Origin of the sequence: Streptomyces sp. NPDC050988, from assembly GCF_044456225.1 — a bacterium.
Lineage (GTDB): Bacteria > Actinomycetota > Actinomycetes > Streptomycetales > Streptomycetaceae > Streptomyces.
On sequence record NZ_JBITFQ010000016.1, the window covers coordinates 1 to 14,749 of the forward strand.

At 70.8% G+C, this 14,749-nt stretch carries 15 protein-coding genes; 10 read left to right on the plus strand and 5 right to left on the minus strand.

What is annotated here, in order from left to right; all coding sequences use genetic code 11:
• The 3 genes from ACIBEI_RS29220 to ACIBEI_RS29230 form a co-directional block, all read right to left on the minus strand.
• On the minus strand, positions 1–520 hold a 520-nt coding region (locus ACIBEI_RS29220), incomplete at its 3' end, for a DUF305 domain-containing protein (protein WP_398893227.1).
• Positions 521–605: 85 nt separating this feature from the next.
• Positions 606–1,034, minus strand: a complete 429-nt coding sequence (locus ACIBEI_RS29225; RefSeq protein ID WP_398893228.1) for a DUF6153 family protein — start codon at positions 1,032–1,034, stop codon at positions 606–608.
• A gap of 239 nt (positions 1,035–1,273) precedes the next feature.
• Positions 1,274–2,548 (minus strand): DUF418 domain-containing protein, encoded by a 1,275-nt coding sequence (locus tag ACIBEI_RS29230; protein WP_398893229.1) that lies wholly within the window; start codon positions 2,546–2,548, stop codon positions 1,274–1,276.
• A 175-nt stretch (positions 2,549–2,723) separates the two neighbouring features.
• Between ACIBEI_RS29230 and ACIBEI_RS29235 the strand changes: the two genes are divergently transcribed.
• Positions 2,724–3,389: a response regulator transcription factor gene (locus ACIBEI_RS29235; protein ID WP_359843550.1), complete on the plus strand. Its 666-nt coding sequence runs from the start codon at positions 2,724–2,726 to the stop codon at positions 3,387–3,389.
• An 83-nt stretch (positions 3,390–3,472) separates the two neighbouring features.
• Positions 3,473–4,555 (plus strand): sensor histidine kinase, encoded by a 1,083-nt coding sequence (locus ACIBEI_RS29240; RefSeq protein ID WP_398893361.1) that lies wholly within the window; start codon positions 3,473–3,475, stop codon positions 4,553–4,555.
• Positions 4,556–4,597: 42 nt separating this feature from the next.
• On the opposite strand, the gene ACIBEI_RS29245 is transcribed toward ACIBEI_RS29240, so the two are convergent.
• Both ACIBEI_RS29245 and ACIBEI_RS29250 read right to left on the minus strand, forming a co-directional pair.
• Positions 4,598–5,317: a DUF5134 domain-containing protein gene (locus ACIBEI_RS29245; protein WP_398893230.1), complete on the minus strand. Its 720-nt coding sequence runs from the start codon at positions 5,315–5,317 to the stop codon at positions 4,598–4,600.
• A gap of 112 nt (positions 5,318–5,429) precedes the next feature.
• Positions 5,430–6,428, minus strand: a complete 999-nt coding sequence (locus ACIBEI_RS29250; protein WP_398893231.1) for a hypothetical protein — start codon at positions 6,426–6,428, stop codon at positions 5,430–5,432.
• Between the two features lie 197 nt (positions 6,429–6,625).
• Here ACIBEI_RS29250 and ACIBEI_RS29255 point away from each other — a divergent pair, with 197 nt between their 5' ends.
• The 8 genes from ACIBEI_RS29255 (at position 6,626) to ACIBEI_RS29290 (ending at position 14,748) form a co-directional block, all read left to right on the plus strand.
• Complete coding sequence (locus tag ACIBEI_RS29255) at positions 6,626–6,916, plus strand: heavy-metal-associated domain-containing protein (RefSeq protein WP_398893232.1); 291 nt, start codon at positions 6,626–6,628, stop codon at positions 6,914–6,916.
• A 77-nt stretch (positions 6,917–6,993) separates the two neighbouring features.
• Positions 6,994–9,258, plus strand: coding sequence for a heavy metal translocating P-type ATPase (locus tag ACIBEI_RS29260; protein WP_398893233.1), 2,265 nt, complete (start codon positions 6,994–6,996; stop codon positions 9,256–9,258).
• 96 nt (positions 9,259–9,354) lie between these two features.
• Positions 9,355–9,720, plus strand: a complete 366-nt coding sequence (locus ACIBEI_RS29265) for an NADH-quinone oxidoreductase subunit A (RefSeq protein WP_398893234.1) — start codon at positions 9,355–9,357, stop codon at positions 9,718–9,720.
• Positions 9,711–11,015 (plus strand): hypothetical protein, encoded by a 1,305-nt coding sequence (locus tag ACIBEI_RS29270; protein WP_398893235.1) that lies wholly within the window; start codon positions 9,711–9,713, stop codon positions 11,013–11,015. The genes ACIBEI_RS29265 and ACIBEI_RS29270 overlap by 10 nt, the downstream gene beginning before the upstream one ends.
• Positions 11,008–11,952 (plus strand): NADH-quinone oxidoreductase subunit H, encoded by a 945-nt coding sequence (locus ACIBEI_RS29275; RefSeq protein WP_398893236.1) that lies wholly within the window; start codon positions 11,008–11,010, stop codon positions 11,950–11,952. The genes ACIBEI_RS29270 and ACIBEI_RS29275 overlap by 8 nt, the downstream gene beginning before the upstream one ends.
• Before the next feature lie 32 nt (positions 11,953–11,984).
• The gene (locus tag ACIBEI_RS29280; RefSeq protein WP_398893237.1) at positions 11,985–12,545 is read left to right on the plus strand and encodes an NADH-quinone oxidoreductase subunit J; all 561 of its coding nucleotides are present in this window, start codon (positions 11,985–11,987) and stop codon (positions 12,543–12,545) included.
• Positions 12,542–12,847, plus strand: a complete 306-nt coding sequence (locus ACIBEI_RS29285; protein ID WP_359843530.1) for an NADH-quinone oxidoreductase subunit K — start codon at positions 12,542–12,544, stop codon at positions 12,845–12,847. The genes ACIBEI_RS29280 and ACIBEI_RS29285 overlap by 4 nt, the downstream gene beginning before the upstream one ends.
• A complete protein-coding gene (locus tag ACIBEI_RS29290) occupies positions 12,844–14,748 on the plus strand; it encodes an NADH-quinone oxidoreductase subunit L (RefSeq protein WP_398893238.1) in 1,905 nt (634 codons plus the stop codon). Before ACIBEI_RS29285 ends, ACIBEI_RS29290 begins: the two co-directional genes overlap by 4 nt.
• Position 14,749: the final 1 nt, after the last annotated feature.

Here is a 14,749-nt window from a genome sequence, read left to right on the forward strand (position 1 = left end):
TTTTTTTTTTTTTTTTTTTTTTTTTTTTTTTTTTTTTTTTTTTTTTTTTTTTTTTTTTTTTTTTTTTTTTTTTTTTTTTTTTTTTTTTTTTTTTTCTCATCATGCCGGGCATGGCCGACGACATGTCGTGGTCCATGGCGCCGGACATCTCCTCGGGCACGTCCTCGCCCCACGAGGTGAGCCAGCCGGACATGGTTTCGATCTCCGGGTCTTGTGCACCCTTGACCTTCGTGGCCAGGTCCTTGACCTCCTGCGAGGAGGCACGGTCGGCGGCCAGTTCGGCCATGTCGACGGCCTGGCGGTGGTGCTGGATCATCTCCTTGGAGAAGTCGACGTCCGCGTCGTTGTGGTCGCCGGCCTTGGCCGAGGCGGTCGCGGTGGGGCTGGAGCCGGACTCCATGGACCCCATGTCGTGTCCTCCGCTGCCGCCGTCACTGCCGCAGGCGGCGAGGACGAGCGCGGCCGCTCCCGCAGTGACGGAGAGGGCGGTGCGGCGGGCGATTGCGCGTTGCGCGGTCATGGTGGAACTCCTGGGATGGGAGGGGTGAAGGGCATGCCGGAGCGCGGCGCCGCGCCGAATGGCGTGCGACGCCTCGCTGGCCGCTCTAGATCCGCAGGAGTTGGAGTTCGGAGAGTGAGGGCGGCGCCCGGCCGCCATCGGGACCGCTGCCGGTCGAGGCAGTACCGGCTCGCGGTGCGTCGGCGCAGGCCGCCACGTCGGGCAGCAGCACCGGCACCATCGCGGGTGAACCGGCGACCGACGCGGACGCACACGTCGGATCCGCGTGCTGGGCGTGGCCCGTGCAGCCGCCCTCGCCGTGATCGCACACGTCCGGCATCGACGCCACCACGCTCATGGGCGCGGCCACCGGCATCGGGTCGTGACCGGAACCCATGGGAAGCGGCCCCAGGCCGTGCATACCGACCAGGCCGAGGAGCAGCGCGCTCACGAGCAACCCGGCGAACCGCGACGTCGATCGCGGTCGAGCGAGCCGTCCGAGGCGGTTCACCGCCTCGTCGCGGACACTGGCCATGGGTTCCCTTGCGTCTCGGGTGCCCACCGGAGTGGGTACGAAGGGATGATACCTACCAGGGGTATCTCGCCAAGTCGCGGGGCCCGAAGCCCGGGCCGACTCCCTGAACGCGGCCCCGTCCTGGCCGCCCGCACCGCACTTGTCGGCATCGCGGCAGGCTACGGCATGCTCCCCCTCAACACCCGCGCCTCTGCCGCCCGGTCGGGCCGGGCGGCAGGGCGTTCACTGTGATCCGGACGTCATTTGATGTGGCGGGTGACGCGTGTGGTGGCGTGGAGCAGGTACTCCAGAGGGCCGCGGCGGAACCGTCGTGTCCATGCGGTCGCCAGCAGCATGGCGGTCGCGATGAAGGCGAGCAGCGCGACCAGGGCCGGGACGGTCTCCTCCTCCATGCCGACCACGTGGATGGCGAGGATGTGCAGGACGTAGGCGGTCAGCGAGATCATGCCGACCGCGGCGACGGGCGTGGCCAGGCGCGTGACTCGGGGCATCCGGGCCGTGACGGCGACGCACGCGGCCACCACGAGGAGCGCGGCGCCCGTGTTGCCGAGGATGGAGAAGGTCGTCTGGCTGTGCGGCGCGGCCACCAGCAGCCAGGCGGCCGGGGTGCCGTCCGTGAGGTAGCCGACGGTGTCGGACCACCAGGCCGAGGCCGCCGAGTCCCCGTCCGTGGCCGCGGCGACGGTGGCCTGCGCGTGCGGGACGAGGCGCAGGGCGACCCAGGAGCCGCCGTATCCGAGGACGGCCAACCCGCCGCCTGCCAGGGCGAGTCGGGCACGGACCTTGGCCAGGCCGAGGTCGAGCCGGGCCACCACCATGCCGACGATCATGAACGGCATCCAGGTGAGCACCGGGTACTCGCCGGTGAACAGCAGCTCGACGAGACCGTCCGTGTCGCTGATCCGCGCCAGCGGGTCCCAGCTGATGACGGTGTCGGCCCAGTCCCCGTTGTCGATCGACTGGCGTATCACGTACAGGAGTTGGGGCATGACCAACGCGCACGCCGCGCCGATGGCCGCGAGCGTGCGGACCCGCAGCCGGTACAGCGGGAGCACGGCGAGGAAGGTCAGTCCGTAGAACGCGAGGATCACGTCGACGTCGGTGTCCAGTGCGGTCAGGGCGAAGCCCAGCACGACCAGGACCACGGAGCGGATGAGGATCCTTCCGACGGCCTGCCGTCCGGCCCGGCCGGTGCGGGGGTGCGGGCGGCCGGTGATGAGGACGAGCGAGAAACCGGCGAGCAGGGCGAAGAGCGCGGAGGAGCGCCCGCGCGCCAGCTCCAGGACGAAGCCCAGCGGCCCGCCCACCGACGGATCCGGGCCGACATGGGCCGCGTACATGCCGAAGACCGCGAGTCCGCGGGCCAGGTCGATGCCTATCAGCCGTCCCGTCGACGGCGCGGAAGCGGTGGTGGGAGTGGCGTTGGGATTGGCGGTGCTGGTGGGAGTGCTGCCTCGTTCCGAGGCAGGCGCCGGGGTGATAGCCGTTGAGACCGATGGCGCGTCGTCTGTCATGTGCTTCAGCATCGGGCGCGTGCGGGCTCCGACCCATCCGGCAGGTGGCCGGAGTTGCCCCGCCGACCGGCCGGAGCCGCCCCCGTCTCCCGGCGAGCGCCGACGCGAAGGAACCGGAGGATGCTCCTGGGCGTCGTAGGAGTCCATTGGCGGCCCCGGGGCGAGGGGAGCGCAGGTGATCCGGGTACTGGTGGTCGACGACGAGGCTCTGATCCGTACGGGTTTCCGGCACATCCTCGACTCCGCGGACGGGATCGAGGTCGTGGCGGCGGTCCCCGGCGGCCAGGCCGTCCACTCGGCACGGGAGTTGCGTCCCGACGTCGTGCTGCTCGACATCCGGATGCCGGACGTGGACGGGCTCACCGTCCTGGCCGATCTGCGCCGGTTGCCGCAGCCGCCCACGGTGGCCATGCTCACGACCTTCGACATGGACGAGTACGTGGCGACGGCACTGCGTTCGGGGGCGGCCGGGTTCCTGCTCAAGGACACCGATCCCGTACAACTTCCGCTGCTGGTACGCAGTTTGGCCGACGGCGGTGTCGTCCTGTCGTCCCGGGTCACCCGGACCGTGGTCGACGGGTATCTGGACAACGGTCCCCACGAGGAGGCCGCCCGTTGCGTGGCCCGGCTGACCGAACGCGAGCGTGCGGTCCTCGTCCTCATCGCCGAGGGACTGTCCAACACCGGTATCGGGGCGCGGATGCATCTGAGCATCGGCACGGTCAAGGACCATGTGAGCGCCGTCCTCGCCAAGTTGGAGGTGGGCAGCCGCGTCCAGGCGGCCCTGCTCGCCGAACGCGCGGGCCTGCTCAGGCCACCGCGGGACCCGGAGGACGGATGAAGCCCCTCGCGGGACTCGCCGGACTCACGGGACCCGCAGGACCGGAAGCGCGCCTGAGACACCGCCGTCTGCCCGCCCCGCTCATGGACGCCATGCTCGTCGCGGTGTCCCTGCTGGACGTCTGGATCCACTACGACAGCGAGGAGCGGCTGCGCATGGCCTGTGCGCTGCTCGCCGCGTTCTCTCTCGTACTCCGTCGCCGTCTGCCGCTGGCGACGTTCCTGTTCGCCCTGCCCGCGGCCCTGGTCGGCGACGCGGTGCTCGCCACTCTGATCGCGCTCTACACCCTCGCCTCCCTCAGCCGTCGTCGCGTGCTCCTGGCCCTGTGCGCGCTGGCGTTCGCGGCATGCGACATCACGTGGTGGTCGTGGCCTTCGCCGGAGTTCGCCGATCTGTCGGACTCCTCCGACCTGCTCACGGTCACCTACAGCCTGGCCACGGCGGTCGCGCCCGTCTTCCTCGGCCAGCTCGTCCAGACCGGACGCGAACTGTCCCTGCGGCTGTCCGAGATATCCGAGGCGCGGGAGCACGAGCGTCGGCTGCTGGCCCAGGGCGTGCTCGCGAAGGAACGCGCGCAGCTCGCACGGGAGATGCACGACGTGGTCTCCCATCAGGTCAGCCTGATCGCCGTACGGGCCGGAGTGCTCCAGGTGGGCACGCGGGACCCGGAGGCGAGAGAGGCGGCGGCCACGATCCGGCGGCTCAGCGTGCAGACACTGGACGAACTGCGGCACATGGTCGGCGTGCTGCGCGCCTCCGGAAGCCGTCCCACGGAGCTGACTCCGCAGCCGTCCCTGGCGGACCTCCAGCGGCTGGTCGACACCAGCGGCATCGAGGCCGCGCTGCGCACGGACCTGCCCGACGACCTGCCGGCGACCGTCCAGCGCGCCGTCTACCGCACGGTCCAGGAGGCGCTGACCAACGTACGCAAGCACGCTCCCGGGGCCACCGCCACGATCCATGTCCATCACGCGGACGACACCGTCCACGCCACCGTCACCAACGCCTCCCCCACCCGTCCCGCGCTCCCCCTGCCCGGCGCCCATCACGGCCTCGTCGGCCTCCGCCAGCGGGCCGAACTCCTGGGCGGCACCGTCACGTCCGGCCCCACGGCCGACGGCGGATACGAACTCCGGCTGCGCCTCCCGGTCCAGGACACGCCATGACGTCAGGGCCGTCGTCAGGCAGCTGTCGCCAGGCGGCCGTCCTCAGGTGGCCATCATCAGCAGCATCGTCGCCATCGATCCGCCCATTCCGACGTGACCGGCCAGGCGAGCGTTCGGCACGGTGAGCAGCGAGGGATGCCGTCGGGCGTGACGGTGGCGGGCCCGCGCGCCGGCGGCCACGGCCGGCCGCCACCCGTCCCTGCCGCGCAGGCGGGCGCGCACGGCCAGAGCCATGAAGATCACGAAGTACGCGGCCAGCGCCCAGAAGGCCACACGCCAGGCGAGTGCGCCTCCCGAGGAGCCGGCCGCCTCGGCCACACCGCCGTGACCGTGGGCGCCCGCACTCTCCATACCGGCCATGCCCAACATCCCTCCGTGCCCGGAGGAACCGGCCAGCGCGAGAGCGGGTGAGGACGTCGTCCCGGACATGGCCAGCGTCATGAGCACCATCGCGGCACTGCCGATCACGACGTGGCCGCCATGACGCAGGTACTTCAGACCGCCCCGGGCGGCATGCCGTACGGACAGTGCCACGCCTCCGAGACAGAAGGCGCCGAACACCGCGGCCCACCAGGTGCTGTACGTGCCGTAGTGGGCCGCCGTCGGTGGCGCGGCCATCACGGCCATGCCCCCGCCCATCACGGCCTCGGCCGCCGCCTCGAACCGGGCCCAGCCTCTGACGAGAGCCATACGAAGCAGGTTGCCGCCGGCCATGCCGACGCCCAACACCACCAACGCCCAGCCCAGAAGCGGTCCCGTCATGACGCCACCCTTCGGGGGAGCCGGGCCCGTTCTCCGGCTCACCGATCGCTGACCCTATGTACCCGCTCAGTACGTGGCGTTCGACGATCCGACTCAGAACGGAGGGTCCCCTTCAGTGCCCGTGCCCGCCCGAGGTCTCTCCGGTGGCCTCTTCTGAGGCCTCGCTGTGATCGCCGTTTCCGCCCGATGCCTCACCCGCGTGAACGGTGAACGCAGCGGTCCTGACCACGCCTTGGTGCTTGAAGTCGAGGAAGAGGCGGTACGCGCCCGGGCTCGGCGCGGTGGCCGTGAACGAGATGCCGGGGCCGGACTTGGTCTTCCCGTCACCGGGTTCGCCGTTGGGGTGGACGTGGAGGTACGCGAGGTCGCCGGAGCGCAGGGCGACCAGGTGGCCGTAGGCACCGAGATAGGGCTGGAGGTCGGTGACGGGCTTGCCGTCGCGGGAGACGTTCAGCTCCACCTCGCCCGCCACGCCCGGTCGCAGTCCGCCCGCCAGCTTGACCTCGTAACCGTCGACCTTCGCAGTCGTGCTCGCCGCAGGCAGCCCCTTCGCCTCGTACGGGCCCGAGGCCGCGAGGTCGGCGCCGAGGGTGAGGTTCTCGGCCCCCTTCTTCGCCGGGGTGAAGTCGGCGAAGACCCGGTAACCGCCCGCCCGGGGCAGCTCGACGGGGATGCTCCAGGTGCCGTCGGCGGCGCGGGTGGGGTGCAGGTGGCGGTAGGTGACCAGGTCTCGCGAGGCCACGATGAGGTGGAGTTCCTTCTCGTGTTCGCGCTTGTACGAGGTCACCGCGCGACCCTTCTCGTCCTGGATGGTGAAGCGCAGGTCGGCGCGCTGCCCGGCTTCGATCCGGGGCGTCTTCAGGTCGAGGGTGTAGCCGTTCTCGGAGATCTGCAGTCCGCCGGCCGGGAGCGACTGGCCCTCCTGGGTTGATTCGTGTTCGGCGGGGCCGCCGCCTCCTTCCGGCTCCGGTGACGGTTCCGCGTGGGTGTCGTGGCTCGCGGGCTCGCGGTCCGCGACGACGGGGTCGATGCCCTGGCCCACGCCGTAGGCGGTGCCGAAGGTCGCGGCGAGTGCGGCGGCGAACGCTGTGATCTTCACTCCGGTATGCATGGCCATCTCCTGAGGGACGGGGGCCGATGACTGGGAGGCGAGGCCCCTCCATGCACTTCAACATACCCCTAGGGGGTATAAAGTCAAGGCGATCGAACGGCTTGCGTCAGATACCCTACAGGGGTATACAGGATCTCGACACGGATACCCCCACCCCGTATCCAAGACCCACCGGCTGTACTCACCAGGAGGAACCCATGTCCTCGTCCTGCTGCTCCACCGACGGCTCCTGCTCGACCGCCACCACCGACCGCGCGACCGCCGGCGAGAGCGTCACCGTCACCACGACCTACGCCGTCTCCGGCATGACGTGCGGCCACTGCAAGGCCACGCTCACCGAGGTCATCGGCGAGCTGGACGGCGTGAGCAGTGTCGACGTCGACCTCGACACCGGTCGGGTCACCGTCATCGGCACCGCCGAGCCGGACGACACGCTGATCGCCGAGGTCGTCGACGACGCCGGCTACGAGCTGACCGGCAGGGCCTGACCCGGGCACTCCCCCCGCACCGGTCGGGGCCCGCGCATCGCCGGATCCCGGCCACCCACCCCGTACGAGGAGCAGCCATGACCACCACGACGACCGGCGCCGAGGTAGAGCTCGCCATCGGCGGCATGACCTGCGCCTCGTGCGCGGCGCGTATCGAAAAGAAGCTCAACCGCATGGACGGGGTCACCGCGACCGTCAACTACGCCACCGAGAAGGCCAAGGTCGCCTACGACGGTGACGTCTCCGTCCAGGACCTGATAGCCACCGTCGAGAAGACCGGGTACACCGCGCACGAGCCGGAGCCCGTACGCAGCGAGTCCGAGGGCGACAACGAATCGGCGGGCGCGGACGACGAACTGCGGCCGCTGCGCGAGCGGTTGATCACCGCGGTGGTGCTCGCCGTTCCCGTCATCGCGATGGCGATGGTCCCGGCCCTGCAGTTCGAGTACTGGCAGTGGCTGTCCCTGACGCTGGCGGCGCCGGTCGTGACGTACGCCGGCTGGCCGTTCCACAAGGCCGCGTTCACCAACGCGCGGCACGGCGCGGCCACCATGGACACGCTGATCTCGGTGGGCACCTCGGCCGCGTTCCTGTGGTCGCTGTGGGCCCTGTTCCTCGGCACCGCGGGCACGCCCGGCATGACGCACCCCTTCGAGCTGACGATCGCCCGGGGCGACGGCGCCGGGAACATCTACCTGGAGGCCGCCGCGGGCGTGACCGCATTCATCCTGGCCGGCCGGTATTTCGAGGCCCGCTCCAAACGGAAGGCGGGCGCGGCGCTCAAGGCACTGCTGGAGCTGGGCGCGAAGGACGTCACCCTGCTGCGTCCCGACGGCCGCGAACAGACGGTCCCCACCGCCGAGTTGAAGGTCGGCGACCGCTTCCTCGTACGCCCGGGCGAGAAGATCGCCACGGACGGGACGGTGGTCGAGGGATCCTCGGCGGTGGACGCCTCGATACTCACGGGTGAGTCCGTGCCGGTGGAGGTCTCCACGGGCGACCCGGTCACCGGCGCCACGATCAACGCGGGAGGTCGGCTGGTTGTCGAGGCCACACGGGTCGGCGCCGACACCCAACTCGCCCGAATGGCCAGGCTGGTGGAGGACGCACAGAACGGGAAGGCCGCCGCGCAGCGCCTCGCGGACCGCATCTCCGCCGTGTTCGTGCCGGTCGTCATCGCGCTCGCGCTGGGCACCCTCGGTTTCTGGCTGGGCAACGGGTCCGGGCTGACGGCCGCCTTCACCGCCGCGGTCGCCGTACTGATCATCGCCTGCCCGTGCGCCCTCGGTCTGGCCACCCCGACCGCGCTCATGGTCGGCACGGGCCGTGGCGCCCAGCTCGGCATCCTCATCAAGGGCCCCGAGGTCCTGGAGTCCACTCGCCGCGTCGACACCATCGTGCTCGACAAGACCGGCACCGTCACGACCGGTCGTATGACCCTGCTGGCCGTGCACACCTCTGACACCGACAGCACCGACGAGGCCGAAGTCCTGCGCCTGGCAGGCGCGTTGGAGCACTCCTCCGAGCACCCGATCGCTCGCGCCGTCGCCGACGGGGCGCTTGGGAAGCTGGGTTCGCTGCCCACACCCGAGGACTTCGCGAGCGTGCCCGGTCTCGGTGTGCAGGGCATCGTCGACGGTCACGCCGTTCTCGTGGGCCGTGAGCGGCTGCTCGCCGACTGGGCCATGGAACTGCCCGAGGACCTGGCGCGGGCCAAGGCCGAGGCGGAGGCGGCGGGACGCACCGCCATCGCGGTCGCCTGGGACGGCGAGGCACGGGCAGTCCTCGAAATCGCCGACGCCGTGAAGGACACCAGCGCGGAGGCGATCACACGGCTGCGCGCGCTCGGCCTGACGCCGATCCTGCTGACCGGCGACAACCGGGCCGTGGCCGAGTCGGTCGCCCGCGAGGTCGGTATCGCGCCCGAGGACGTCATCGCGGAGGTGCTGCCGCAGGACAAGGTCGACGTCGTCAAGCGGCTTCAGGACGAGGGCCGTTCGGTCGCGATGGTCGGCGACGGCGTCAACGACGCGGCCGCCCTCGCCCAGGCCGACCTGGGCCTGGCCATGGGCACCGGCACGGACGCCGCGATCGAGGCCGGCGACCTGACGCTCGTACGAGGAGACCTGCGCGCCGCGGCCGACGCCATCCGCCTCGCCCGCCGCACCCTCGGCACCATCCGGTCCAACCTCTTCTGGGCCTTCGCCTACAACGTGGCCGCCCTGCCGCTCGCCGCGGCCGGTCTGCTCAATCCGATGATCGCCGGAGCGGCCATGGCCTTCTCCTCGGTGTTCGTCGTGGGCAACTCCCTGCGGCTGCGCTCGTTCCGCGCGGCGAACTGACCGGAGGCAGGTGTCGTGCGTTCCTTACACCCCTGGCTGCTGACATGCTGCCTGCCGTGGTGACCGTCCGAGAGCGATCGTCGGGAAGGGGCCCTTGTGGCGACATCGGACTGGCAACCGGTACTCGTACTCCTCGTACTCCTCGTACTGATCGTCGCGGCCGTCGTACTCCTGCATGCCCTGTCCGTCGCACTGCGGGCGGTCCGCGAGCCCGTGCACACCGGCCCGTTCAGCGGCGGTCTCGAACCTCAGGAACACCCGCTCTCGCGGTTCCACGTGCGCTGGTACCCCGTCACGATGGTCTTCCTCGCCTTCGACATGGAGATGCTCTTCATGTATCCGTGGACGAAGGTCGTCTCGGCCGTCGGCACGAGTGCGGTCGTCGAGATGTTCCTCTTCCTGGGCATCCTGCTCGCGGGCGTCGCGTACGCCTGGCGCGAGGGGGCATTCCGGTGGAGCTGAGGCGCAGGCTCGTGCGGGTGGCCGTGTCGCGGCCGGGCGTTCTCCTCGCGGTGTACCCCGGCGCCACGCGGCAACGGCTCGCGGTGGAAGCGGAGTTGGCGCGTCGCGGCTGGCCGTGTGCGAGCGGGCCGGCGGAGGCCGATCTGCTGGTCATCGTCGGCGTTCGTGAGGGCGAGGGCAAGGGTGAGGGCGGGGAGAGCGACTGGGTCGCGGGGCTGTGGCAGGGCATTCCGGCGCCCAAGGCCCGGGTGTGGGTCACTGATCCCGAGCAGGCCGCCGACGCTCTGGACAGCGGGCTGGCGGACCTTGTGCACGGAGAGCCAGAACACGAGGACGACCACGCACACGAGGCACACGACGCCCACCACGAGCACCACGAGCACCACGAGCACCACGAGCACCAGCGGAAGGGTGACGATCCCGCTCCACATTCGGACCACGACGGTCACGACACGCACGGTGGGCATCACGGTCACACAGGTCACGACATGGGCCTCGTCGAGGGACTGCCCATGGCGGACCGGGCCGACGACCGGGACGGTCTCCGGCTCGACGTGCTGCACGTGCCGCTCGGACCCGTGCTCGCCGACTGGCCCGCGGGGCTCATCCTGCGCCTGGCCCTCCAGGGCGACATCGTTCAGGAGGTCACCGTCGAACCGGTGGCCACTCCCCCGTCCCCGCACCCGCCCTTCTGGAACGAACCGTGGCTGCGCACGGCCGGCGGCGAGCACGTTTCGCGCGGCGACGCGGCGCGACGACTGTGCGCGGCCCACCTGGACAGCCTGGGCAGGTTCTTCGCCGTGGCCGGCTGGGACGACATGGCCGCGCGCACCCGCCACGCACGGGATCGCGCCCTCGCCGGAGCCGCTGCCGCCGAACTCACCTCCCTCGTAAGCCCGTTGATCCGTCGAGCCCAGCGCTCGCGGACGCTGCGGTGGCTGACGACAGGGCTCGGAACGCTGCCCGCCGAGCAGGCACGTCAGCGTGGGGTGACAGGACCGGCCCTGGTCGCGGACGGGGACGCGTACAGCCGCATGCTCGTGTGGCTCGACGCGGTGGGTCGGAGTGCGGCGGACTGCGATGTCACCGAGGCGCTGGACCCCGCCGAGGTCGTTGGACCTCGCGGGAGACTCGACACACCCGTACCTCCCTCGAAGGCCATGCTGGACAGCCTCCCCCAGCTGCTCGAAGGAACGGAGTTCGCCTATGCCCGGATCATCGTCGCGAGCCTGGATCCGGATCTCGACGAGCTGACCCACGTGCCGGCGCCCTGGACGGTCCACAGCCATGGGTGAGCGCACTCCGCTGTGGGCGGTGTTCGTCCTGCCCGCGCTGCTGCTCGGGGCAGCCCTGGTGACGGCCGGGTTCGACGCCGTGCTCGCGGCCGGGGCCCGGCGCGGGCGGCCCGGATCGCTGCGGGAAACGGTGGTCCGCGCGGCGGAGCCCGGTCGCCAGGTCCTCCGGTATCTCGTCCAGCAGCCTCGGCGGACCCGGGCCTCGGATCTGCCCCTGGCCCGGATCGGCGCCGGTCTCCTCCCTGTCGCCGCCGTCCTGGCCGCGGTCGTACTGCCCCTCGGCTTCCGGTCGGTGAGCGATCTGCCGGACGGGATCGTCTGGTTCAACGCGATGGAGGCGCTGGCGTGGGCGGCGGTCTGGCTGGCGGGCTGGGGTCCGAACTCGACGCTCTCACTCATCGGCGGCTACCGCTTCCTCGCACAGGGGCTGGCGTACGAGCTGCCGCACATGCTGGCCATCACCACGGCCGCACTCGGCGCCGAGTCGCTCCGGGTCGGTCAAGTCGTGGACGCCCAGGCCGGGTTGTGGTTCGTGGTGTGGATGCCGGTGGCCTTCGGGATCTATCTGCTGAGCGCGATGGCGATGGCGTTCTGGGGGCCGTTCGACCAGCCCGCCGGACGGGATGTGGCGGGCGGCGCGAGCGCCGAGTTGTCGGGCGCGGACCGGGTGCTCTTCCTCGGCGGCCGGTGGCTGCTGCTGGTCGTGGCCGCGGCGTTCAGTGTGCCGCTCTTCCTGGGCGGCGGGCACGGGCCGCTGCTGCCCGGCTGGGCCTGGACCGTACTCAAGACGGCCGCCGTCCTGGCCTTCCTGGTGGGGATCCGGCGCGCGATTCCGACTGTGCGCATGGAGCGCTATCTGGAGCTGGCCTGGGTCGTGTTGACGCCGCTGGCGATCGTGCAGGCGCTTGTCGTGGCCGTGGTGGTGCTGAACCGGTGAGTTCCCTGACGGAAGCGAGGTGACGTACGGCGATGGATGTCGCGGTCTTCTGGGTGCTGGCCGTCCTTGCGGTGGCCGGCGCGGTGATGGTGTTCCGCTTCGACTCCATGGCGCGGGCGACGTTCTCCCTGCTGGCCTCGCTGCTGTGCGTGGGCGGCCTGGTCGTCCTGCTGGGACTGGACTATCTGGGCATCGTCATCGTGCTGATGATGACGATCGAGATGGCCATCATGGCGGTCTTCATGGTGATGTACATGATGAACCCGGCCGGGCTCATGCCGATGACGATGATCCACAACAAGAAGGGCGCGGCGGTCGTCTGCGGCCTGGTGTTCGCGCTGCTGGCCGTCGGGATCCTGCTCGCGCCCTGGCCTGCCCGCCGGGGGAAGGCGCCCGCCGATCCGACCATGGAACTCGGCATGTCGCTCATGGGCCCGCAGATGCTCACGATGATGACCCTGGGCATGGCCCTGTTCGCGACGATCGTCGCGACCGTGGTGCTGGCCACCCGCCGGGGACGGTACGACCGGTTCGGCGACGACCTGCGGGCGCGGCGCGCGGACGATCCCGTACGGGGCGGTGTCGGCCGGTGAGTCTGGAGCTGTTTCTGCTGCTGGCCGCCGCGCTGTTCTGCGTCGGTCTGTTCGGTGCCCTCACCCAGCAGTCCATCGTGATGCTGATGATGGGACTTGAGCTGATGCTCGGCGGGGTCATCCTGGCCGCCGCGGCCGCGTGGCACTACATCGCTCCAGCGGCGGCCGAGGGGCAGGTCCTGATCGTGGTGGCGGTCACGGCGATGGCCCTGGAGATGGCGATCGGGTTCGCCGTCGTCACCGCCCTGTTCCGGTCGCGGGAGATCGACATGACCGACATGGCGGCGGAGTTGAAGGAGTGAGCGCTCTACTGTGGGCGCTGGTCGCCCTGCCCCTCGGCGTCGGTGTGCTGCTCCTGGTGGTGGGGCGGCAGGCCGATCGTGCGGCACCGGGCGTGGCGCTCGCGGTCGCGGCCGCCGCGCTGGGGCTCGCCGTCGCCGCGGCGTTCCGGCACCCGAGCGCGCAGGCCCCGTTCCTCGACGGTCTGCCGATGCGACTCACGGTGGACGGTCTGTCGGGGCTCATGGCGGTCACGGTCACCGCGGTCACCCTCGTCGTACTCCTTTTCAGCGCGGCGGAGTTCGGCGCGCCGGAGTCCCGCAGGTCGGAGTCCGATAAGTCGGAGTCCGGCGGGGGCGAGGCTCGGGCGCGGTTCTTCGGGCTGATGCTGCTGTTCGCCGGGAGCATGCTCGTCACGGTCACCGCCGCCACTCTCCCAGTCCTGCTGATGGGCTGGGAGGTCATGGGTGCCACCTCATGGGCGCTGATCGGCTACTGGTGGCGGGACCCGGAGCGTACGAGCGCGGCCGACACCGCGTTCCTCACCACCCGCACCGCTGACCTCGGCCTCTATCTGGCGGCGGGCGCGGCACTCGCGAGCGGCGGCGGTCAGAACTCGTACGCGTCACTCTCGCTCGACGGCCTCGCGCGGGCCGAGGAACCGTGGCTGTCGTTCATCACCGCGGGCATCGTGGTCGCGGCCCTCGGCAAGTCGGCCCAACTCCCTTTCAGTTTCTGGCTGTCGAAGGCGATGCGGGGCCCGAGTCCGGTCTCCGCCCTGCTGCACTCGGCGACCATGGTCGTCGCGGGCGCGTACCTGCTGCTGCGGATCGGACCGCTGCTGGACGCCTCCGGCTGGGGCGACGACGTTGTCGCCTGGACGGGTGCGGCCACAGCCGTCCTCCTCGGGCTCGTCGCGATCGCGCAGATCGACCTCAAACAGCTGCTGGCCGCGTCGAGTTGTGCGCAGATCGGCTTCATGGTCCTCGCGGCCGGAGCGGGGGCGACGACCGGCGGCACGCTCCAGCTCATCGCGCACGCGGCGGCGAAGAGCCTGCTGTTTCTCGCGGCGGGCGCCTGGCTGACCGCGCTGGGAACCCAGCAACTGCCCGCGCTGCTCGGCGCGGCGCGCCATCACCGTACGGTCGGCATGGCCTTCACCGCGGCTGCGCTCTCCCTGGCCGGGCTTGCGCCGCTCTCCCTCTGGGCCGCCAAGGACGTACTGCTCGCCGGAGCCCTGGAACGCAGTCCCTGGCTGTACGCGGCCGGGCTCGCCGGGGCCCTCCTGTCCGCGGTCTACAGCGCCAAGGCGTTGTGGTTCGTATGGCGTCCGGCGGTGGCGCACCCCGACGCCCGGCGCATCCCGGTCGGAGCCGTGTGGCCTCTCGTCCTGTTGGCCTTCGCGTGTGTGGCGCTGGTGGCGCTCGCTTTCCCGCCGATGCTCGACAGCGTGGAACGTGTCCTCGCCGCGTCGAGTCAACCCTCCCCGCACATCTGGGAGTTCGCTCTCTCCGCCGGTCTAGCTGTCCTTGCCGCCGCGGCAGCCTGGGGCTGGGGCGCGCGCCCGCTGCCCTTGGCGGCGCGGGCGAAGTCGGGGTTCGCCGACTGGCTGGGCCTCGAACGCGCGGCCCACGTCCTGCTGGTCGCGCCCACGATGCGACTGGCGCGCGCCGCCGCGGCGTTCGACGACCGGGTGCTGGACCGTGCCGTCGACGGTTCGGCCTCGGCCGCCGTCCGGCTCGCCCGCTGGACGAACGACGTCGTGGAACGTGCGGTCGACGGCACGGTCGGCGCGGTCGCCGCCGGAACCCGTGTCCTCGGCCGCTGGGCCCGCCGCCCGCAGACCGGACAGCTGCACCAGTACCTCGCCCAGGCCGTCGCCGCCTTCACCGTCCTCGCCGTCGTCCTCGTCCTTGTGAGGTGAG